This window comes from Kocuria sp. p3-SID1428, assembly GCF_025149945.1.
Taxonomy (GTDB): Bacteria; Actinomycetota; Actinomycetes; order Actinomycetales; family Micrococcaceae; genus Kocuria.
This window is the reverse complement of the sequence record NZ_JALXVH010000029.1, coordinates 15,227-36,744: the sequence shown is the minus strand read 5'-3', so window position 1 is coordinate 36,744 and position 21,518 is coordinate 15,227. Positions and strand designations below refer to the sequence as shown.

Sequence of the window (21,518 nt, the reverse complement as noted above, 5' to 3'; positions counted from 1 at the left end):
TGAACAGCATCCGCCCAGTGCAGACCCGTCGCCGGTCGGTGCGACATCGCCCCGCGGGCGGCAGCCGGGACGACGGCGCCGTGACCGTCGAGACCGCCATCGTCCTGCCCTCGATCGTCCTGCTGCTGGCCGTGCTGCTGGCCTGCGGCGGTGCCGCCATGCTGCAGGTCCGAGCCGAAGAGGCCGCCGGGGCCGCCGCCCGCGTGATGGCCCGCGGCGAATCGGCCGCAGACGCGCAGCTCGAGGCCGAGACCATCGCCGGCGACGACGCCGTGGTCTCCGTGCAGCGCGATGACGACCGCGCCACGGCCGCGGTGCGGCTGCCCGCCCCCGGGGTGCTGGGGCGCTGGCAGGCGCTCGAGGTCTCTGCCGAGGCCACGACCTTCAGCGAGGAGGTGATCGTCGATGGCGGCTGAGCGCCCCGGGGCCGCCATCGGGATCCGGGGGCGCGAACACGACGGATCCTCGGGTGAAGAGGGACGGCATCCCGATCTCGGGGCGGGAACGGTCCTCGGGCTGATCCTCGCCCTGGTCGCCGTCTTCCTGATCGTCGCCGCGCTGGGCGTGGGGCAGGCCGCGATCCTGACACACCGGGCCGAGAACGCCGCCGACCTCTCGGCGCTGGCCGCCGCAGACACCGCCCGCGGCCTGCGGATCGGGCAGCCCTGCGAGGTCGCCGCCGAGCTGGCCGAGCTCAACGGCGCGGAGGTTCTCGACTGCGCGGTCGTGGGTCCCGAGGCCACCACGGTCGACGTGGAGGTGGGCATCGACCTGCCCTCGGCGCTGTCGGTCTTCGGCCAGGCCCGCGGTCGCAGCCGGGCCGGAGCGCCGCAGGACAGCCCGTTCGCGTGAGCCGCACATCGGAGGCCCCTTCCGCGGGAGCGCGAGAGCGGTCGCGGAAGGCCCCGCCGAGCTGCCGGTGGCGGCGTGGGCCTTCCCGGCGATTCAGCGCAGCCGGAAGGCCCGGAAGGCCTCGGCCGCCTCCACACCGAGCTGCCGGCCGGCCTCGGCGGTGACACCGGTGATCAGCTCGCGCGGGGCCGGATGATCCGGCAGATCGGCGAGGTACTGCTCGTGGCGCTCGAGCGAGGCGATCCCGCGCTCCAGAGCCTCTCCGCTGACATCGACGGCGTGGGTCGGCTGGTCGCTGCCGGAGACCAGCAGCCAGGTGGTACCCCACGGCTCGAGCCCCTCCTGCTCGGCGAGTTCGCGGAAGACCCAGCGGTTGTCGGCATCGTGCACGGCATCCGCGGCGGCCAGACCGGCCACGCGGTGATCTGCCATGGACAGCCCCCACGGCACCACGTCAGCCCAGGTCATGGTCACCACCGCATCCGGGCGCACGCGGCGGATGTGCCGGGCGATGTCCCGGCGCAGCTCGAGCGAGGGCTCCAGGTGGCCGTCGGGGTGATCGAGGATCGTCAGGTCGGTGACGCCCACCTCCGCGCAGGCCCGGGCCTGCTCCTGGGCTCGCAGCGCAGCCGTCTCGGCGGGATCGCGCTGCATCCCTGCCTCGCCGCCGGTCAGCAGCAGATAGGAGACCTCGATGCCGCGGGCGACCCAGCTGGCCACGGCGGCCGAGACCCCGTACTCGAGGTCATCGGGATGGGCCACCACGCACAGCACGCGGCGGAAGTCCTCATCGGGCAGCGGCTCCATGGCGCTTCGCCTCCTTCAGCAGGCTCGTTCGGGCTCCCAGTCTGGCATCCGCCGCTGCGCTCAGGCCCTCGGGCCGTCCTCCGGCGCGGCGCCCGAGTCGTCCTCGGGCGCCGCCTCGAGCAGAGCATCGAGCAGGCGCACCGCGGCCTGCTTGTCCAGCGGCTGGTTCCGGTTGCCGCACTTGGGCGACTGCACGCACGACGGGCAGCCGGCCTCGCACGCACAGGCGGTGATCGCCTCCCGGGTGGCCTGCAGCCAGCGCCGGGCGACTTCGTAGCCGCGCTCGGCGAATCCCGCGCCTCCGGGGTGGCCGTCGTGCACGAAGATCGTGGGCAGCTCGGTGTCGACGTGCAGCGCGGTCGACAGCCCGCCCACGTCCCAGCGGTCGCACGTGGCCAGCAGGGGCAGGAGCCCGATCATCGCGTGCTCGGCCGCGTGCAGGGCCCCCGGCAGATCCGGCTCCTCGATGCCCGCGGCCGCGAGCGTCGAGCCCGGTGCCGTGAACCAGACGCCGCGGGTGCGCAGGTCGGTCGGCGGCAGATCCAGCGGCTCCTCGCCGAGCACCTCGTTGCCGGGCACGGCCTTGCGCTGGAAGGACACGACCTGCGAGGTCACCTGCACCTGCCCGAAGCGCACGGTCACCGGCCCCCACTGCCGGCGGCGCTCCTCCTCGATCACGGACACGGTGGTGACATCGCGGGCGGAGGTCCAGTACTCCGGCTGGGCGCCGGTCACCGAGACCACGTGATGCTCCAGGTCCAGGTCATCGACCACGTAGGAGCGGCCCTGGTGCACGTACACGGCCCCGGGATGGGTCTGCTGATGAGCCTGCGACGTGCCGATCGAGCCGAGCAGCTGGCCGGTGCCCGTCTCGATGATCTGCAGGGGCCCGCCGCCGTCGCCGCGGATCGAGACCATGCCGGCAGGGTCCTCAGCATGGGTCCAGTACCAGCCCGCGGGGCGACGACGCAGGCGCCCCGCCTCCTCCAGAGCGGTCACGATCGCGGGCGCGCCGGGACCGAAGAGCTCGAGCTCCTGGGGCTTCAGCGGGGTCTCGGCGGCGGCCGCGCACAGGTGAGGGGCCAGCACGTAGGGATTGCCCGGATCGAAGACGGTGGCCTCGAGGGGGTCGTCGAACAGCGCCTCGTGGTGATTGACCAGGTAGGTGTCCAGAGGGTCCTCGCGGGCGATGAACGCCGCCAGGGCATCCTGACCGGCGCGACCGGCGCGGCCGATCTGCTGGAAGAACGAGCTTCGGGTGCCCGGCCACCCGGCCACCAGCACGGCGTCGAGCCCGGCGATGTCGATGCCGAGCTCGAGCGCCGAGGTCGACGACAGCCCGAGCAGGCGGCCGTCGCGCAGCTTCTGCTCGATCTCGCGGCGCTCCTCCGGGAGGTAGCCGGAGCGGTAGGCCGCCACGCGGTGGGCCAGGCCGGGCTCGATCTCCTCGAGCTGGCGGTGGGCGATCTGGGCGATCGTCTCCGAGCCCCGGCGCGAGCCCACGAAGGCCAGGGTGCGCACTTGGCGCAGCACCAGGTCGGTGAGCATCTCGGCCGCTTCCACGAGGGCGCTGCGCCGCACCGGTGCGCCGTTCTCGCCCTCGGCCCCGGACTGCTCGGGCTCCCACAGCACGACCGTGACCGGCCCGTGCGGGGAGGTGTCCTCGCGGATCGCTGCGACCTCCTCGCTCGGCGCCCCGATCAGCCGGGCGAAGGACTCCTGCGGCCGGGCCGAGGTGGCCGAAGCCCCGACGAAGACCGGATCGGCGCCGTACAGGGCGGCGACCCGCTGCAGGCGCCGCAGCACGACGGCCACATGGGAGCCGAACACGCCGCGGTAGACATGGGCCTCGTCGACGATCACCCAGCGCAGTCGGCGCAGGAATCGCGACCACTGCTGGTGGTTGGGCAGTACGCCCGCGTGGAGCATGTCCGGATTGCACAGCACGGCATCGGCGTGATCGCGGATCCAGCGCCGCTCGGAGACGGGGGTGTCGCCGTCGTAGGTCCTGGCGCGGACGTCCAGGCCGGAGCCGTCGGGCCCGCCGCCGCGACGGATGAGCCCTTCCAGCGCGCTGAGCTGATCGGCGGCCAGGGCCTTGGTGGGGGAGAGATAGAGGGCGGTGGCCTCCTCGGGGTGCTGCAGCCTGCCCGGCTCCCTGCGTGCGGCCAGCCGCCCGCGGTGCAGACCGGAGAGCACGGGTGCCTGATAGGCCAGCGACTTTCCGGAGGCGGTTCCGGTGGCCACGATGACGTGCCCCTCGGAGACCGCACGGATGGCACGGGCCTGATGGGCGTAGGGCTGGTCGATGCCCGAGGCGGCATAGGCGGCCACCACGTCCGGGTGGATCGTCTCCGGCCACGCAGCGGTCTCGGCTGCGCGTCCCGGCAGCTGCCGGACGTGGCGCACCTGCTCGGGATCGGGGCCGCGGCCGAGCAGCGGGAGCAGGGGATGGGGCTCGTGCATCCGCGCATTGTCCCATTGCCTGCCCCCAGCGCTGCCGCACCGCCCCCTGGGCGCTGCCTTCCGCAGAAACCCCGGGCAAGTCCTCGCCGCAGCCGGGGACCGAGGACCACCATGGGGACATGAACAAGGACATCCTCCACCCCGACCCCCTGCCCGAGCAGGACGAGCAGCCGGCACAGGCCCCGGCCGAGCCGCTGAGCGAGCAGCAGTGCTGGCAGCTGCTGGGTCAGAGCCGCTTCGGCCGTCTGGGCACCCGCGACGGCGAGGAGATCGAGATCACCCCGGTGAACTTCATCGCCGATGAGGGCAAGCTCTACTTCCGCTCGGCCCGCGGCTCCAAGCTGCTGCGCCTGAGCCTGTACTCGCAGGTCGCCTTCGAGGTCGATCATGTGACCGGCGGACGGGCATGGTCCGTGATCGTGCGCGGACATGCCCGCACCCTCACCGATCCCCAGGAGCTCGAGCGCTTCGAGCGCCTCGGGCTGCGCCCATGGCTGGACACGGAGAAGCTCGAGGTCGTGGAGATCGCGCCGTACAAGGTCACGGGCCGGCGCTTCAGCCTGCAGGGCTGAGCCGCCCGTCGCCCGGCGGCGGTCACCGGCCGGCTGCCCGGCTAGCCTGGTGCGGTGACTGTCGAACGCATCCTGCTGCACTACCGGATCGTCGCCCTGCCCGATCCGCAGGCGATCGCGCTGTGGCAGGAGGCCCTGTGCGAACGCTGGGGGCTGCGCGGGCGCATCATCGTCTCCCCGCAGGGCCTCAACGGCACGGTCGGCGGGGAGGTCGGCGCTCTCAAGCAGTACGCCAAGGCCACCCGCCGCCACCGCGCCTTCGGCGATCTCGAGCTCAAGTGGTCGGACGGCTCGGCGGCGGACTTCCCGCGGCTGTCGGTCAAGGTCCGCCGGGAGCTCGTGGGCTTCGGCGCCCCGGACGAGGTCGCCGTCGATGATCAGGGAGTCGTCGATGGCGGCGTGCGCGTGAGCCCGCAGCAGCTCGACGAGATGGCTGCCGAGCGTGAGGACCTCGTGCTCTTCGACGGCCGCAATGCCTGGGAGGCCCGGATCGGGCGCTTCCGGGGAGCCGTGGTCCCGGATGTCGAGACCAGCCGGGATTTCGCCGCCGAGCTCGACTCCGGGGCCTACGACCACCTCAAGGACCGCCCCGTGGTCACCTACTGCACCGGCGGGATCCGCTGCGAGTTCCTCTCGGCCATGATGCGCCGGCGAGGATTCCGCGAGGTCTACCAGCTCGACGGCGGCATCGTGCGCTACGGCGAGACCCGCGGCGACTCCGGGCTGTGGGAGGGCTCCCTGGCGGTCTTCGACGACCGCGGCGCCCTCGAGTTCTCCGATGCCGCCGCCGTGATCGGGCGGTGCGATTTCTGCGACGCCCCTGCCGATCGCTTCCTCAACTGCGCGCAGCCCCGCTGTCACCGCCGCCTGCTGGCCTGTGCCCCGCATCGCGAGCAGCACCTCGGCGGGCCCGGTCTGCGCTGCCCCGACGGCTGCCGCGACGCCCGCACGGGCGAGCCGCTGCCGGCGGACGCCGACCCCGAGGCGGCTGCCGGTGCTGTCGGCTCCGCGGCCCCGACCGACCCCCAGGAGAGCGCATGACCACGCCGTCCGAGCCCCAGAACACCACTGCCCCGGACTTCTCGGCCGTGCCGGACGCGCCCCGGTCAAAGGACCCCGAGCTCGTCCTGCGCCTGGCGGAAGCGCTGGGGAAGGCGGGCTTCCGAGCGGAGCCGATCCGCGAGCTGCTGGGCCGGGATGCGGTCGAGGCCCTGGCCCGCGATCAGGCCGCCCCGGCGCTGCGAGCCCTGCGGCAGCTGGCGCAGCGCCACCCGGAGGGCAGCGCGCAGCGGCGGCTGGGCGTCGTCGTCGAGCTGCTGCTGCTGGCCCGACCGGTCGGGCAGGCCCAGCTGGCCGAGGCGCTGCCGGAGATCTCGCCGCAGGAGCTGGCGCACCTGGGAGTCGTGGAGCTGGAGGGGGACAGGGCGCGCAGCCTCGTGGACCTGGACGTCCATGAGGGCGACGACGGCCTGCACCTGTGGATCGCCTCCGATCTCAGTGCCTTCCAGCGACCGGGAGCCGCGCTGCGCCACGACCACGTGCTGGGAGTGGGCGGGGCCTCGCAGACCCTCGTGCAGATCACCGACCCTCGCCCTGCGGCCACGGCCCTTGACCTGGGCACCGGCTGCGGCATCCAGAGCTTCCACCTGCTGCGCCGCGTCGAGCGCGTGGTCGCCACCGACCTCTCCGAGCGCGCCCTGGGCTTCGCCCGGTTCAACCTGATCCTCAACGCGCAGGCGCTCGGGCTGGATCCGTATCACCTGCAGCGGCGCATCGAGCTGCGCTGCGGCTCGCTGCTCGAGCCGGTGGCCGGCGAGCGCTTCGACCTGGTGGTGTCGAACCCGCCGTTCGTGATCACCCCGCGCACGCCGCAGGAGGACGAGGCCCAGCGCTACACCTACCGCGACGGCGGCCGGGAGGGCGACACCCTGATCGCCGAGCTGCTCGGGGGGATCGAGCAGGTCATGGCCCCCGGTGCCAGCGCGCACCTGCTGGGCAACTGGGAGATCCCGGCGGAGGCCGTGGAGCTCGCCGGCGGGAGGCTCGAGCGCGCCTGGTTCGAGCGGGTGGAGTCCTGGCTGCCCCCGGAGCTGGAGGCCTGGGTCATCCAGCGCGAGATCGAGTCCCCGCAGGGCTACGCCGAGACCTGGTTGCGCGATGCCTCCGAGCACCTGGACCGGCAGCGCTACGAGCAGGCCTATGAGGCCTACCTCGAGGACTTCGCCGCCCGCTCGGTGGCCGGAATCGGCTTCGGCTGGGTGCGCCTGGACCGGCCGCCGGAGGGCCATGAGGCGGCCCCGCGCCGTCGCTTCGAGCATCTGGGGCATCCGGCTCAGCAGCCGGTCGGGGCGGTGCTGGCGGAGACCGTGCGCCGGGAAAGCGAGCTGGACCGTCTCGGGCCGGCCTGGGAGGAGCTGCACCTGGTGGTGCCCGACCATGTCACGGAGGAGCGCCACGGCCACCCCGGGGCGGAGGATCCGTCCGTGATCCTGGTCCGCCAGGGCGCGGGGCTGCAGCGCACCGCCATGCTGACCTCCGAGGCAGCCGGGCTGATGGGGGCCTGCGACGGCGAGCTGAGCGTCGGGCAGATCGTCGGGGCTCTGGGAGCGCTGCTGGACTGGCAGGCCGAGCCGGGGCATCGCCCCCAGGAGGCTCTGGCGCTTCTCGAGCAGGCGCGCAGCCTGCTCGTCGACGGCTTCCTCGACGTCGCGGACCCCGAGGAGCCGGACGATTCCGCGCAGCCGTGAGGGAGATCACCTCGCCGGGTTCCGAGGCGGGCCGGGAGGTGGAAGGATGGAGGCCATGACTGCACAGGATCCGTACCGCGAGCTCACCCGTGACGAGATGTGGCAGTTGCTCGAGGACGAGCCGTTCGGCCGTCTGGCCGTGCACGCCGGCGGCTTCGTCGACATCTTCCCCGTGAACTTCGTCGTCCACGGCAAGAAGCTGTGGTTCCGCACTGCCCCCGGCTCCAAGCTGGCCGCCCTGACGGTCAACGACCAGGTCGCCTTCGAGGCCGATCATCGCGACGAGCAGAAGCTGCGCGTCTCCTCGGTGGTCCTGCAGGGACGGGCACGCCGCGTCGATTCAGGGGACGAGCGCGCCGTCGCCGAGAACCTCGACCTGCGCACCTGGGTGCGCAGCTTCAAGCCGGTCTTCGTCGTGATCGAGCCGGATCAGATCCATGGCCGATCGTTCCCGGTCGGGCCGGCCGAGGACGGCGGCTCGGACGGCGGAGACGACTGATCCCGAGCACCTGCGCGCCGCTCGTGTGTCAGGCCCCGTCGTGCGGCGGCTATATGGTGGGGGCGATCGGACGGGTGAGCGCCCGTCCACCGCAGCCTCCCGGCACCCGCGCTTCCGACGCGGAGGACGGCCGGGGCATCCCCATCCCCTAGGAGCGACCGTGCCCCAGAAGAACCCGGGATCAGGCAAGAGCCTGCTCATCGTCGAGTCCCCCTCGAAGGTGAAGACCATCGCGGGGTATCTGGGCGATGCCTATGAGGTCGACTCCTCCATGGGCCACATCCGAGATCTGGCTCAGCCGTCGGACCTGCCGGCCGAGATGAAGAAGGGCCCGTACGGCAAGTTCGCCGTGGATGTCGAGGCCGGATTCGACCCCTACTACCTGGTCAACACGGACAAGAAGAAGAAGGTCACCGAGCTCAAGCGCAAGCTCAAGGACTGCGATGCCCTCTACCTCGCCACGGATGGCGATCGCGAGGGCGAGGCCATCGCGTGGCACCTGCTCGAGGTGCTCAAGCCCAAGGTCCCCGTCTACCGCGTGACCTTCCCCGAGATCACCCGCGAGGCGATCGAGCGCGGTTTCGGCGAGCTGCGCGAGCTGGACCAGGACCTGGTCGACGCCCAGGAGACCCGGCGCGTCCTGGACCGCCTCTACGGCTACGAGATCTCCCCGGTGCTGTGGCGCAAGGTCTCCTCCGGGCTCTCGGCCGGGCGCGTGCAGTCCGTGGCCACGCGCATGGTCGTGCAGCGCGAGCGCGAGCGCATGGCGTTCGTCACCGCCGATCACTGGGATCTGACCGGCGAGTTCGCCCCGGTCTCCGGGCCCGACGCCGGCAGCGCCTTCCAGGCGCGGCTTTCTACCGTGGACGGGCGCAAGGTCGCCACCGGCCGCGACTTCGACGACCGCGGGCAGCTGCGCAAGCCGGAGGCCGTCGCGCACCTGGACGAGCAGCAGGCGACCTCGCTCGCCGAGGGCCTGTCCGAGGCCGACTTCACGGTCGCGCAGCAGGAGACCAAGCCCTACCTCTCCCGGCCCAAGGCCCCGTTCACGACCTCCACGCTGCAGCAGGACGCTGCGCGCAAGCTGCACTTCTCGTCGCGCTCCACCATGCAGGTGGCCCAGCGCCTGTACGAGAACGGCTACATCACCTACATGCGCACCGACTCGGTCGCGCTGTCGCAGCAGGCAGTGAGCGCTGCCCGCCAGCAGGCCCGGGAGCTGTGGGGCGGCGACTTCGTGCCGGATGCCCCGCGCAGCTACGCGAACAAGTCCAAGAACGCGCAGGAGGCCCACGAGGCCATCCGCCCCGCCGGCGATTCCTTCCGCACCCCGGATCAGGTCCGCGGCTCGCTGTCGGCGGATGAGTTCAAGCTCTACGAGCTGATCTGGCAGCGCACCGTCGCCTCGCAGATGGCCGATGCCAAGGGCTTCACCGCCACCCTGCGCCTGGCCGCGACCAGCACCGACGGTCGCAGGGCGGAGTTCAGCGCCTCCGGCACCGTGATCACGTTCAACGGCTACCTCTCGGCCTACCGCGAGGCGCCGGACACCACCGAGGGCAAGGACGGCGAGGCCAAGGGCCGCAAGGACCGCCGCCTGCCGCAGATGGAGGAGGGCGATGCCCTCACCTCCCAGGAGATCACAGCCGAGGGCCACAGCACCAAGCCCCCGGCCCGCTACACCGAGGCCTCGCTCGTGGCGGCCATGGACGAGCTCGGCATCGGGCGCCCGTCCACCTATGCGGCCGTCATCTCCACGATCACCGACCGCGGCTACGTCAAGGTCCGCGGGACCTCCCTGATCCCGTCGTGGACCGCGTTCTCCGTGGTGCGTCTGCTCGAGGAGCACTTCAGCGACTACGTCGACTACGACTTCACCGCTGAGATGGAGGAGGGCCTGGACCGCATCGCCCGCGGCGAGGAGGACCGCACGCAGTGGCTGCAGCGGTTCTACTTCGGCCAGGGCGGCGATTCGGACGACGGTCTCAAGGCCATCGTCGATGACCTCGGCGAGATCGACGCCCGGGCGCTGAACACGCTGAAGGTCACGGACACGATCGACCTGCGCGTGGGCAAGTACGGCCCCTACCTTGAGTCCGGCGGCTCGGTGGACCCGCAGACCGGCGAGGTCACCGACCCCGTGCGCGCCAACGTCCCGGACACCCTGGCCCCCGATGAGCTCACCGCCGAGAAGGCCGAGGAGCTCATGGAGATCGGCCGCGCCGATGGCCGCGAGCTCGGCCAGGACCCGCAGACCGGGCGCACGATCGTGGTCAAGGACGGCCGCTACGGCCCGTACGTCTCGGAGGTGATCCCCGAGCCCACCCAGGAGGAGCTCGACGCCATCCCCACCGAGTACTACAAGAACGGCAAGCCGAAGCCCAAGAAGATCGACAAGCCCAAGCCGCGCACCGCCTCGCTGCTGTCGTCCATGGACATCCAGCAGGTGGACCTCGACGATGCCCTGAAGCTGCTGTCCCTGCCGCGCGAGGTCGGCAAGGACAAGGACGGCGAGATGATCACCGCGCAGAACGGGCGCTACGGCCCGTACCTGAAGAAGGGCACGGACTCGCGCTCGCTGTCCAGCGAGGAGCAGATCTTCGAGATCACCCTCGAGGAGGCCCAGCGGATCTACGCCCTGCCCAAGCAGCGCGGGCGCGGCGCCGCCAAGCCGCCGCTGAAGGATCTGGGCACCGACCCGATCACCGACAAGCCCATGATCATCAAGGACGGGCGCTTCGGGGAGTACATCACCGACGGCGAGACCAACGTGACGATCCCGCGCTCGGAGTCTGTGGAGCAGATGACGGCCGAGCGGGCCTCCCAGCTGCTCTCGGAGAAGCGAGCCAAGGGTCCGGCCCCCAAGAAGACCAGCCGCTCGTCGGGCGCCCGGGCCAAGAAGCCTTCCGGGGCCTCCACGACCAAGCGCGCGGGCACCCGGAAGAAGACCTCCGCATCCTCCTGAGCCCGCGAGCGACCCCTACCGGGGCCGCTGCGGTCGATCGATCGAGCACCTGAAGGAGCCAGCATGCGCCTGGGAGTCCTGGACGTCGGCTCCAACACCGTCCACCTGCTGCTGCTCGACGTCTACCCGGGCTCTCGGCCCGAGGCCTTCGCGGATCACAGGGTCTCCCTGCGCCTGGTGCAGTACCTGGACGACGACGGCTGCATCTCGCAGGAGGGCCGCGACGCTCTGACCGAGTTCGTGATCGAGGCCCGAGACGTGGCCGCCGAGCACCAGGCCGAGGACCTGCTGGCCTTCGCGACCTCGGCGATCCGGGAGGCCGGCAACGGCGCGGCGGTGCTCGATCACGTCCAGTCGCGATCCGGAGTCACACTGACCGAGATCTCCGGGGACCAGGAGGCCGCGGTGACGTTCTCCGCCGTGCGCCGCTGGTCCGGCTGGGGCTCGGGCACGATCCTGGACCTCGACATCGGCGGCGGGTCCTTCGAGATGGCGATCGGCCACGACGGCCTGCCGGCGGCAGCAGTGTCCACGCCGCTGGGCGCCGGTCGCCTCACCCGCAGCTTCCTCACACGGCACCCGGTGATCCCCAGCGAGGTCAAGGCGCTGCGCAAGCATGTGCGGCGCACCCTGGAGCCGGCCGTCGAGACGATCCAGGCGCAGGGCGCCCCGGATCTCGTGGTCGGCACGTCCAAGACCTTCCGCTCCCTGGCGCGCATCTGCGGCGCCGCTCCCTCCGGGGCGGGGCAGTTCGTGCGGCGGACCATGCACCTGCAGGACCTGCGGCTGTGGACCCGGCGCATGGAGGCCATGTCCGCCCAGGAGCGCGCGGACCTGCCCGGCGTCTCCGTCAACCGCGCCGAGCAGATGCTCGCCGGCGGGATCGCCGCTGAGACCGCCATGGACATGCTCGGCGCCCAGAGCCTGGACATCTGCCCGTGGGCCCTGCGCGAGGGGCTCATCCTGCGGCGGATGGACCGCCTCAGCGCCGACCCCGAGACCGTCCTGAATCCGCCGCACAGCCAGATCTCCCGGGAGGCCACCGCGTGAGCACCCATGTCGCCATGTCCTCGAGCTGCCTGTTCCTGGGCTCCATGACCGAGGTCTTCCGCACCGCCAGCGAGCTCGGCTACGACTCTGTGGAGGTGCTGGTCACCCACCAGCGCACCACGCAGCTGACCCACGAGCTGCTCGACGCCGTGCAGACCTATCAGATCCCGATCTCGGCGATCCACGCACCGACCCTCTTCTTCACCCAGCAGGTCTGGGGCAGGCCATGGACCAAGATCCAGCTGGCCGCCAAGATGGTCGAGGAGGTCGGTGCCAAGGTGGTCGTGGCCCACCCGCCGTTCGTCTGGCAGCGCCGCTACGCGCAGAGCTTCGTGGAGGGCATCGACGCCCTCGGCGAGCTGACCGGGGTGAAGATCGCCGTGGAGAACATGTACCCCTGGCGCGTGGCCGGCCAGGAGCTGCAGATGTACCGCCCGCACTGGGACCCGCGCCGCTTCGACTACGACTGGGTGACCTGGGACTTCTCCCACGCCTCGATCGCCGAGGTCGACTCGCTCGAGGCGGTGCGCGAGCTGCTGCCGCGCCTGGGCCATGTCCATCTCACCGACGGCAACGACGGCGGCACCTCCGATGAGCACCTGGTGCCCGGGCACGGCGAGCAGCCGGTGGCGGAGACCCTGCAGCTGCTGGGCGCCAGCGCCTGGCAGGGCGTCATCGGCGTGGAGATCAACACCCGCGGCGCCGATGACGACGACGCCCGCGCTGCCATGCTCGCCGAGTCCTTGGACTTCGCCCGCACCCACATGAGGCTCGGCGCCGAGGGCTCGCACAGCGTCTGAGGGGCCTCCTAGGCTGGATGCCAGAAGCATCCGAGACACGAGAGGACCACCGATGACCGAGACCGCATCCGCATCGACCGAGCGCTCGAGCGCCGAGCCAGTGATCGCCTTCCTGGGAAGCGGCTCCATGAACGGCGCGATCCTGCGCGGCGTCCTGGCCTCAGGAGCGCCCGCCGAGCGCGTGCGCGCCACCACGCGCTCGCAGGGCTCCCGCGATCGGCTCTCCCAGGAGACCGGGGTGGAGGTCCTCGCCACGGAGGCGGACGAAGAGGCCAATCGCCGTGCCGTCGAGGGCGCGGACATCGTGCTGCTGGGCGTGAAGCCCTACGCGATCCTCGAGCTGTGCGATGACATCCGACCGGCGCTGGACCCGTCGACCGTCGTCGTCTCGGTGGCCGCGGGCGTGAGCCTGGCGGCCATGGCGGCGCACCTGCCCGAGGGCCAGCCGATCGTGCGCTGCATGCCGAACACCCCGTCCTCGGTGGGGGCCGGTGCGCTGTCCGTGACTCCGAGCGAGTCGGTCAGCGAGCAGCAGACTCGGGAGGTCAGCGACATCCTCGGTGCCGTGGGCATCGTCGTGCAGGTCCCGGAGGAGCTCATCGGCGCTGTGACCGGAGTGTCGGGCTCGGGCCCGGCCTACGCGTTCCTGCTGGCCGAGATGATGCAGAAGGCCGGCGAGCGCCTGGGTCTGGACGCCGAGACCGCGCGGACCCTGGCCAAGCAGACCGTGTACGGCGCCGGACGGCTGCTCGAGCCGCAGGACGCAGATCCCGAGGCCCTGCGCAAGGCCGTCACGAGCCCCAACGGCACCACGGAGCGGGCCGTCGGGACGTTCCTCGACGGCGGCATCGAGGAGCTCGTGGCCCGATCCGTGAAGGCCTCGGCCGACCGGGGCGAGGAGATGGAGCAGGAGTACACGGGCTGAGGCCCTGATCTGCTCAGCCGCTGCTGGTGCCCGGGTCCGCCGCGCACCGGCAGCGGCCGTACCGGCGACTCAGACCGAGCGGTCGAAGTGGTCCTGCAGCTGCGGGGCCACCGAGACCAGAGCCATCGACCAGCAGGTCCACTCGTGCCCCGCCGAGCAGGTCCCGGCGGGCATGCGCGCGCCGTCGTCGATCAGCTGCTCGTAGGTGCCCGTGCGCACAGCGGCCCCGGATGCCTCGGCGCTGGCCGCGAAGGTCTCGGTGGTCTCCTGCAGCCGCGCCTCGAACTCATCACCCGAGCCCGAGTAGAGCCAGATCGGCATGCCGGTCAGCGACTGCGTGTGCAGCGACGGATCGTGGGAGTCCCAGTCGGCGCTGGTGGTGCGCTGCCCGTCGCCGAACAGGTTCGAGCCCTCGCCGGTGGCTGCGGCGGCCTCGCCCAGGACCAGCTTCCGGTCTGCCGTCGCATCGAAGCTGAGCAGTCCGGACATGGATACGGCGGCGCCGAACAGGTCCGGGCGCTGCTCGGCGTAGCTCACGGCGCCGTAGCCGCCGGCGGAGGCGCCCACGACAGCGCGTCCGCCGGGCGCGGCGATCGTGGGATAGCGCTGGTCCACCCAGGGCAGCACCTCCTCGAGGTGGTGCGTCCGCCAGCCCTGGGGCTGCTTCGTGGGTCCGCTCCAGTCCGTGTACCAGCCGTACGCGCCGTCGTCGACGGCCACGGCGATCGCCTGCAGGTCGCCCAGCGAGTCCTCGAGCGCGGCGTTGTCGTACCAGTCCTGCGCGGAGGCCTGCCCGTCGGTGCCGGTGAGCAGGTAGACCACGGGGTACTCCCGGGACTCGTCGTAGTCCTGCGGGAGGGTCACGACCGCCGACGGACCGTCCTGGGTCTGCTCGGCAGGCACCACCTCGGAGGTCAGCCGGTAGCGGGTCGTGCGCTCGGAGAGCGGCTGAGCGTCCAGGACCTCCGGCATGGCGGGCTCGGGCAGCTGCGCGGCCGGCTGCGCGTGATCGTCGCGGGCGGGGAAGCGGGCCTCCAGCTCGGGGCGCAGGGCGTCGCGGCGTGCGATCCCCACCGCCGTCAGGCCGATCACGACCACGACGGCCAGCAGGGCCCCGGTGATCAGGAGGATCCGGTGTCGGCGGGTTCGGGCTGCGCTGCGTGCGCCCATGATGGGCTCCTCACAGGTCGGCGGTGCGAGCTGGCGGCGGGGTCAGGGTCGGGCGGCGAAGCGCTCGATGAGCTCCACATGCCCGGCCACGATCAGGGTGTCCCGGGCGGTGACGGTGGTGTCGGGGGTGGCGTAGCTGAAGTCCTCGCCGGGGGCCTTCACGCCCACGACCGTCACACCGTACTTGGCGCGGACATCCGCCTGGGCCAGCGTGAAGCCCTGGGTCTCGCGCGGCGGATGCATCTTGACGATCGCGAAGTCGTCGTCGAACTCCATGTAGTCCAGCAGGCGCCCGGAGACCAGGTGCGCGGTGCGCCGACCGGCATCGGCCTCCGGGAAGATCACGTGGTGCGCGCCGATGCGCGAGAGGATCTTGCCGTGGGCCTTGGAGATCGCCTTGGCCCAGATCCTGCCCACGCCCAGATCCACCAGGTTGGCGGTGATCAGCACGGAGGACTCGATCGAGGTGCCCACGCCCACGACGGCCTGCGTGAACTCGGCAGCGCCCAGCTGGCGCAGGGCATCGATGTCGGTGGCCTCGGCCTGGACCACGTGCGTGAGCTGTCCGGCCAGCTTCTGCACCAGGGCGTGATCGCGCTCCACTCCCATGACCTCGCGTCCCTGGGAGGCGAGCTGCAGGGCAGTGGCGGTGCCGAAGCGACCCATGCCGATGACCAGCACGGGTACGGAGTGGCTCCTGCCGCGGTGGCGATGCTCACCCAATGATCAGCCTCTCCTCGGGGTACTGGTACAGGCGCCGACGCGATCGCAGCGCCAGGGCAGTTGCCACGGTAGTCGTGCCGATGCGTCCGATGAACATCACCACGACCAGCACCGACTTGCCAGCGGGGCTCATCTCCCCGGACAGCCCGATCGACAGCCCGCAGGTTGCGTAGGCGGAGATCACCTCGAAGAGCACCCGCTCCAGCGGCTCCTCGGTCAGCACGAGCAGGATCCCCGAGGCCGTCAGCACGATGGTGGCACTCATGGCGATCACGGAGATCGCGATGCGCAGGACGCCGTCGGGGATGGTGCGGTGGAAGGCGATCACGGCCCGTTCGCCTCGTGCCTCGGCCAGGATGGCGAGCACGACGACGGCCAAGGTCGTGACCTTGATGCCGCCGCCGGTCGAAGCCGGAGCCCCGCCGGCGAACATCAGGGCATCGGTGAGCAGCAGGGTGACCGGGTGCAGGTCCGACATGTCCACGATGTTGAAGCCCCCGGAGCGCATCATCACCGAGGCGAAGAAGCCGTTGAAGATCTTCTCCCCTGCGGATTCGCCGCCGATCGAGGCCGGGTTGGTCCATTCGAGCCCGGCCCACAGGACCCAGCCCAGCACCATCAGGGCGAAGGTCGTCACGACCGTGACCCGGGTGTTGAGGTTCCAGCGCGAGAACCGCAGCCAGCCGACCTGGCGCAGCACCAGGATGACGGGGAAGCCCAGCGAGCCGATCAGCACTCCCATGCTGATCGGGAACAGGATCAGCCACATGTGCACGGAGTCGGTGAAATAGGGGACCAGCCCATCGGAGTGCGGGGTGAACCCGCCGTTGTTGAAGGCCGACACGGAGTAGAAGAGCCCGTGCCACAGGGCAATGTGCGCAGGCTCGCCGGCCACCAGGAACCCGATGGTGAGGACCACGCCCAGCGATGCCTCGATGACGATGGAGGTCGCGGCCACGGTGCGCAGCAGCGAGCCGAGCTCGCCCAGGCGCCCGACGTTCATGGCGTTCTGCGTGACCAGCTTGGAGCGCAGACCGAGCTTGCGGCCGATGGCCAGGGCCAGCAGGGAGGTCATGGTCAGCGTGCCGAGCCCGCCGATCTGGATGGCCACCAGGATGATCAGCTGTCCGGTGAAGGACCAGTGATCGGCCGTGGGCACCACGGTCAGCCCGGTCACGGTCACCGCGGACGTGGCGGTGAAGGCGGCGTCGACGAGTGCCGTGGGGTGTCCGTCGTTGGAGGACCACGGCAGCCACAGCAGCAGGGTGAACAGCCCGGCCACGCCGACGAAGACCAGCACGGCCAGGCGGGCGGGGGAGGACTGGGCGACGCGGTCGAGCAGATCGCGCAGGCCGCCGAGCTGATGGCGCAGCGGACGGGACTCGGTCTGGGGCGGACTGGCCCCGTGGGCGGCACGCACCGTGGAGCCTCCAGGATCATCTCGGCGGGGCAGTGCGCACGGACGGCGGCTGGTCCCCTTCTGCGGGGGCGCCGCGGAGGCGCGGTGGACAGGATCCGACGCGGATCCACGCACAGTATGGACCCGTCGGCGCTCTGTTGCCGCTCCGTGCCGTCGTCGAGTCCCGCTCGGAAGGGCCGCAATGGTCTAATGAGCCTGTGACGCAGACGACACCCACCGCCCTGTTCTGGAGCCCGCAGCTGCTCCAGTACGACTTCGGCGCGTACCATCCCATGCACCCTTCGCGGCTCGATGCCACCTGGCGGATGGTCCGGGAGTTCGGGCTGGACTCCCGCCCCGGCGTCCGCGTCCAGGTGCCGGAGGCGGCGCAGGACTCCGAGCTCGGGCTGGCCCACACGACCGAGTACATCCGGGCGGTGCGCGCCGTGAGCGAGGACCCCGGCAAGGAGATCGCCGAGTGCGGGCTCGGCACCGAGGACACTCCCGGATACGCGGGCATCCACGAGGCCTCCGCCCGGCTGGCCGGCGGCACGCTGCAGGCCGCTCAGGCTCTGCTCGACGGCTCCGCCGTGCGCGCCGTGAACTTCAGCGGCGGCATGCACCATGCCTTCGCGGATCGGGCCAGCGGCTTCTGCGTCTACAACGACTGCGCGGTGGGCATCCGGCACCTGCTCGAGGGCGGCGTCTCCCGAGTGCTCTACCTGGACGTGGACGGCCACCACGGCGACGGCACCCAGTCGATCTTCTGGGACGATCCCCGCGTCATGACGATCTCCCTGCACGAGACCGGCGCCGCCCTGTTCCCCGGCACGGGCTTCGCGACCGAGCTGGGCGGGGCGCAGGCCGAGGGCACTGCGGTGAACATCGCCCTGCCTCCCATGAGCGACGACGCCCAGTGGCTGCGCGCATACTTCGCGGTCGTGCCGCAGCTGATCGAGCAGTTCCACCCGGAGGTGATCGTCTCCCAGCACGGCTGCGACTCCCACTTCCAGGACGAGCTGACGCACCTGCGGGTCTCGGTGGACGCTCAGCGCGAGATCATGATGGATGTGGCCCGCCAGGCGCAGCGCTGGTGCGAGGGCCGCTGGATAGCCACCGGCGGCGGCGGCTACGACTGCTACGACACGGTGCCCCGGTCCTGGACGCATCTGGTGGCGGTGGCCACCGGGGATCCGATCGGGCTGGCCCGTCCCGTTCCCGAGGCCTGGCGCGATCACATCCGCGAGACCTATGGCGCAGATCCCCATCCCTCCATGGGCGATGACGTCGATCTGTGGTGGCGCTCGTGGGAGGTCGGCTTCGATCCCGATGACCCCACCGATCGCGTGGTCATGGCCACGCGGCGGGCGGTGTTCCCGCTGTGGGGGCTGGATCCCTGGTACGACTGAGCGGGCCGGGAGATGGCCGTGATCCGGGTCGTGGCCCGGTAGGATCCCTGGAATGACTCAGGACGTCTTCACCGCTCTGGCCGACCCCACCCGACGCGCTCTGCTGGAGGAGCTCAGCGTCGGCGAGCGGGCCGTCGGGGAGCTCGTCGCCGCGGTGGAGGCCTCCCAGCCGACCGTCTCCAAGCACCTGCGCGTGCTGCGGGAATCGGGACTCGTGCATCAGCGGGCCGAGGGCCAGAAGCGCTTCTACCGCATCCAGGCCGAGGTCCTGCTCGAGACCGCCGGGGCGCTGCGCGAGCTGGCCGGTGGCCGGGACGTCGACTCCGCGCAGATCGCACCGCCGAACGAGACGGTCGCGAAGGCCGCCTCTGCTGGCTCGGCGCCCACCGCCGAGCCCGTGCGGATCGTGAGCGCGGAGGCGGTTCAGGCGCAAGCGGACAGGGATGCGGCCGCTGAGCCGATCATCGAGCCTGTCGAGGCACCCGCGTCGGAGCCGGCGCCACCGCGCCTGGACCCGCTCAGCGCGGTGCAGGACGACCCGGCATCGGCGCGCGGGCGCGGCGTGAGCGGGCTGGTCTCCTCGGTGCTGCGCAGGCGTCGGCGCTGACCGGAAGGCTCGGCGGCGGCCGGCGGCTGCCGGATGTTTTCCGCGACAATCGAGCGCATGGGCGCCCATGAGCGGGCTTCGTCTGCCAGACTCGCATCTGGCCGGGACAAGGGTCCCACTGCCGGAGAGGAGCACATCGTGCACGAGAAGCTGCAGCCGGTCCGCGAGACCGTCATCGCCCGCAACCCTGGGGAGAAGGAGTTCATCCAGGCGGTCGACGAGGTCTTCGAATCACTGGGACCTGTGGTCGCACGCCGCCCGGAGCTGCTCGATGCGGCCGTTCTCGAGCGCATCTGCGAGCCCGAGCGCCAGATCATCTTCCGCGTGCCGTGGGTAGATGATCAGGGGTGCACCCAGATCAACCGCGGCTTCCGCGTCGAGTTCAACTCCGCGCTGGGCCCGTACAAGGGCGGGCTGCGCTTCCACCCGTCGGTCTACCTCGGCATCGTCAAGTTCCTGGGCTTCGAGCAGATCTTCAAGAACTCGCTGACCGGCATGCCCATCGGCGGCGGCAAGGGCGGCGCTGACTTCAACCCGTCGGGCCGCTCCGACGGCGAGGTCATGCGCTTCTGCCAGTCGTTCATGACCGAGCTCTACCGCCACATCGGCGAGTACACCGACGTCCCTGCCGGTGACATCGGCGTGGGCGGCCGCGAGATCGGCTACCTGTTCGGGCAGTACAAGCGGATCACCAACCGCTACGAGTCCGGCGTCCTGACCGGCAAGGGCCTGTCCTGGGGCGGCTCCCTGGTGCGCACCGAGGCCACCGGCTACGGCACCGTCGAGTTCGCCCGCCAGATGCTCAAGACGAAGGGCGATGACTTCGACGGCAAGGCCGTCTCCGTCTCCGGCTCGGGCAACGTGGCGATCTACGCGATCCAGCTCGCCCAGAGCCTGGGCGCCAAGGTCGTCACCGCCTCGGACTCGAGCGGCTTCATCCACGACCCGGACGGCATCGACCTGGACATCCTGCGCGAGGTCAAGGAGGTCGAGCGCGGGCGCATCAACGACTACGTCCAGCGCCGCGGCGGCCAGGCCCGGTTCACCGAGGTCGGCAAGGCCTCGCTGTGGGAGGTGCCGACGCAGGTCGCCCTGCCCTGCGCCACGCAGAACGAGCTCAACGGCGCGGATGCCCGCAAGCTCGTGGAGAACGGCGTGCTGGCCGTGGCCGAGGGCGCCAACATGCCCACCACGACCGAAGGCGTGCGCATCTTCCAGGAGGCGGACGTGCTCTTCGCCCCGGGCAAGGCGGCCAACGCCGGCGGCGTGGCCACCTCCGCCCTGGAGATGCAGCAGAACGCCTCGCGCGACTCGTGGACCTTCGACTACACCTCGACCCGCCTGACCGAGATCATGAAGGGCATCCACGACACCTGCGCGGCCCACGCCGACGAGTACGGCCAGCCGGGCAACTACGTCGCGGGCGCCAACATCGGCGGTTTCATCAAGGTCGCCGACGCCATGCTGGCCCAGGGCGTCATCTGAGCAGGCAGGATGAACGTAGGCTGAGCACATGGCAACACATCGACGAGTCCTCCAATGGCTGGAGAACGAGCTCTTCGACGGGAACCTGGTCCTCGGACAGCAGCTCCCGTCGGACAAGGACCTCGCGGCGATCCTCGGCGTGAGCCGCGGGACCATGCGCGAGGCCCTCAAGATCCTCGAGGCCCAGGGAGTCCTGCGCCTCTATGAGGGGAGCCGCAAGTCGATTCTGCCCATGCTCGTGCGCGAACCGGCATCCTCGGCAGGACCCGCTCTGCAGCTGCATATGGCCACAGCGGCATATCCGCTGCGGGACATCGTGCAGACGCGGGTCCTGCTCGAGACCTGGGCGCTGCGCAGCTCGGACTATCGCAGCCCGGCCATGCCGGAGCTGCGGGCGATCCTGCGGGAGATGGCCCGTGATGACATCTCCCTCAAGGAGTTCCACCACCACTACGTGAGCTTCCACATCGCACTGGTGAAGACGGCAGGCAACACGCTCGTCGCCTCGCTGATGTCTGCGCTGAGGGACTCGATCTACGAGTACACGATGGCGCTGGTGGGGCATGTGCCGCTGTGGTCCAAGACGGTGGATCGCATCCGGGCCGAGCACCAGGCGATCTTCTCGGCGGTGCTGGCCGGGGACCGGAACCTGGCGGCACGGCTGGTCGAGGAGCACATCGAGTACCAGTACGTGGAGGCCGGCGTGGATCCCGAGCGCGGTGCGCGCGGACCCGAGTCCGTGTCCACGGGGCCCGCCCCGGGGCCCACGTCCTCGGGCAGGGTCTGGGTCTCGGAGGAGGGCTCCCAGGAGCAGGGGAGCGCATCGTCGCGGGCCGGGGGGCTGGTCGAGGCTGCGGCCGCCGGTCGCACGGGCTCGCACGACGATCCCGTCAAGGAGGCCGCCGCCGTCAGTGCGCCGAGCAGTCAGGGCGGCGACGCGCAGCGGGCCGCAGCCGACGCCCCCGCGGGGCAGCCCTCGGGGACCTACGAGGAGGGCGAGTCGGACGATCAGCGCTCGCACCGCAGCGAAGGCTGAGCGCCC

The 21,518-nt window shown here is 71.3% G+C and carries 19 protein-coding genes; 14 read left to right on the top strand and 5 right to left on the bottom strand.

Going from position 1 to position 21,518, the window contains the following annotated elements:
- Together M3E84_RS07880 and M3E84_RS07875 are read left to right on the top strand one after the other, a co-directional pair.
- On the top strand, window positions 1-416 hold a 416-nt coding region (locus M3E84_RS07880), incomplete at its 5' end, for a TadE family type IV pilus minor pilin (RefSeq protein ID WP_396415591.1).
- A complete protein-coding gene (locus M3E84_RS07875) occupies window positions 406-852 on the top strand; it encodes an Rv3654c family TadE-like protein (RefSeq protein WP_259895652.1) in 447 nt (148 codons plus the stop codon). The genes M3E84_RS07880 and M3E84_RS07875, both read left to right, overlap by 11 nt.
- Before the next feature lie 93 nt (window positions 853-945).
- Here the strand turns inward: M3E84_RS07875 and M3E84_RS07870 are convergent, their stop codons facing one another.
- Both M3E84_RS07870 and M3E84_RS07865 read right to left on the bottom strand, forming a co-directional pair.
- Window positions 946-1,659 carry a PIG-L deacetylase family protein gene (locus M3E84_RS07870; RefSeq protein WP_259895651.1) on the bottom strand — a complete coding sequence of 238 codons (714 nt, stop codon included), beginning with the start codon at window positions 1,657-1,659 and terminating at the stop codon, window positions 946-948.
- 60 nt (window positions 1,660-1,719) lie between these two features.
- Window positions 1,720-4,125, bottom strand: a complete 2,406-nt coding sequence (locus tag M3E84_RS07865) for a DEAD/DEAH box helicase (protein WP_259895650.1) — start codon at window positions 4,123-4,125, stop codon at window positions 1,720-1,722.
- Between the two features lie 119 nt (window positions 4,126-4,244).
- Here M3E84_RS07865 and M3E84_RS07860 point away from each other — a divergent pair, with 119 nt between their 5' ends.
- The 8 genes from M3E84_RS07860 to proC all read left to right on the top strand — a co-directional run bounded on the left by M3E84_RS07860 (window position 4,245) and on the right by proC (window position 13,683).
- Window positions 4,245-4,697 carry a pyridoxamine 5'-phosphate oxidase family protein gene (locus M3E84_RS07860; protein WP_259895649.1) on the top strand — a complete coding sequence of 151 codons (453 nt, stop codon included), beginning with the start codon at window positions 4,245-4,247 and terminating at the stop codon, window positions 4,695-4,697.
- 54 nt (window positions 4,698-4,751) lie between these two features.
- Complete coding sequence (locus M3E84_RS07855; protein ID WP_259895648.1) at window positions 4,752-5,738, top strand: rhodanese-related sulfurtransferase; 987 nt, start codon at window positions 4,752-4,754, stop codon at window positions 5,736-5,738.
- Window positions 5,735-7,444, top strand: a complete 1,710-nt coding sequence (locus M3E84_RS07850) for a methyltransferase (RefSeq protein ID WP_259895647.1) — start codon at window positions 5,735-5,737, stop codon at window positions 7,442-7,444. Before M3E84_RS07855 ends, M3E84_RS07850 begins: the two co-directional genes overlap by 4 nt.
- 55 nt (window positions 7,445-7,499) lie before the next feature.
- Window positions 7,500-7,943 carry a pyridoxamine 5'-phosphate oxidase family protein gene (locus M3E84_RS07845; RefSeq protein WP_259895646.1) on the top strand — a complete coding sequence of 148 codons (444 nt, stop codon included), beginning with the start codon at window positions 7,500-7,502 and terminating at the stop codon, window positions 7,941-7,943.
- 160 nt (window positions 7,944-8,103) lie between these two features.
- Window positions 8,104-10,908, top strand: coding sequence for a type I DNA topoisomerase (topA, locus tag M3E84_RS07840; RefSeq protein ID WP_259895645.1), 2,805 nt, complete (start codon window positions 8,104-8,106; stop codon window positions 10,906-10,908).
- A 63-nt stretch (window positions 10,909-10,971) separates the two neighbouring features.
- The gene (locus tag M3E84_RS07835; RefSeq protein WP_259895644.1) at window positions 10,972-11,958 is read left to right on the top strand and encodes a Ppx/GppA family phosphatase; all 987 of its coding nucleotides are present in this window, start codon (window positions 10,972-10,974) and stop codon (window positions 11,956-11,958) included.
- Window positions 11,955-12,758 (top strand): sugar phosphate isomerase/epimerase, encoded by an 804-nt coding sequence (locus M3E84_RS07830; protein WP_259895643.1) that lies wholly within the window; start codon window positions 11,955-11,957, stop codon window positions 12,756-12,758. Before M3E84_RS07835 ends, M3E84_RS07830 begins: the two co-directional genes overlap by 4 nt.
- Before the next feature lie 52 nt (window positions 12,759-12,810).
- Window positions 12,811-13,683, top strand: a complete 873-nt coding sequence (proC, locus tag M3E84_RS07825) for a pyrroline-5-carboxylate reductase (protein ID WP_259895642.1) — start codon at window positions 12,811-12,813, stop codon at window positions 13,681-13,683.
- A gap of 69 nt (window positions 13,684-13,752) precedes the next feature.
- Here proC and M3E84_RS07820 read toward each other — a convergent pair whose 3' ends face one another.
- The 3 genes from M3E84_RS07820 to M3E84_RS07810 are packed head-to-tail and all read right to left on the bottom strand — an operon-like array spanning window position 13,753 to window position 16,996.
- Window positions 13,753-14,853, bottom strand: coding sequence for an alpha/beta hydrolase family protein (locus M3E84_RS07820; RefSeq protein WP_259895641.1), 1,101 nt, complete (start codon window positions 14,851-14,853; stop codon window positions 13,753-13,755).
- A gap of 42 nt (window positions 14,854-14,895) precedes the next feature.
- Window positions 14,896-15,576, bottom strand: coding sequence for a TrkA family potassium uptake protein (locus tag M3E84_RS07815; protein WP_259895640.1), 681 nt, complete (start codon window positions 15,574-15,576; stop codon window positions 14,896-14,898).
- Window positions 15,569-16,996 (bottom strand): TrkH family potassium uptake protein, encoded by a 1,428-nt coding sequence (locus M3E84_RS07810; protein WP_259895639.1) that lies wholly within the window; start codon window positions 16,994-16,996, stop codon window positions 15,569-15,571. The genes M3E84_RS07815 and M3E84_RS07810 overlap by 8 nt, the downstream gene beginning before the upstream one ends.
- 272 nt (window positions 16,997-17,268) lie before the next feature.
- On the opposite strand from M3E84_RS07810, the gene M3E84_RS07805 reads away from it, so the two are divergent.
- The 4 genes from M3E84_RS07805 (at window position 17,269) to M3E84_RS07790 (ending at window position 21,512) form a co-directional block, all read left to right on the top strand.
- A complete protein-coding gene (locus M3E84_RS07805) occupies window positions 17,269-18,384 on the top strand; it encodes an acetoin utilization protein AcuC (RefSeq protein WP_259895653.1) in 1,116 nt (371 codons plus the stop codon).
- Between the two features lie 52 nt (window positions 18,385-18,436).
- Window positions 18,437-18,991: a helix-turn-helix transcriptional regulator gene (locus M3E84_RS07800; protein ID WP_259895638.1), complete on the top strand. Its 555-nt coding sequence runs from the start codon at window positions 18,437-18,439 to the stop codon at window positions 18,989-18,991.
- Between the two features lie 138 nt (window positions 18,992-19,129).
- Window positions 19,130-20,476 carry an NADP-specific glutamate dehydrogenase gene (gene gdhA, locus M3E84_RS07795; RefSeq protein WP_259895637.1) on the top strand — a complete coding sequence of 449 codons (1,347 nt, stop codon included), beginning with the start codon at window positions 19,130-19,132 and terminating at the stop codon, window positions 20,474-20,476.
- 28 nt (window positions 20,477-20,504) lie between these two features.
- Window positions 20,505-21,512 (top strand): FadR/GntR family transcriptional regulator, encoded by a 1,008-nt coding sequence (locus M3E84_RS07790; RefSeq protein WP_259895636.1) that lies wholly within the window; start codon window positions 20,505-20,507, stop codon window positions 21,510-21,512.
- Window positions 21,513-21,518: the final 6 nt, after the last annotated feature.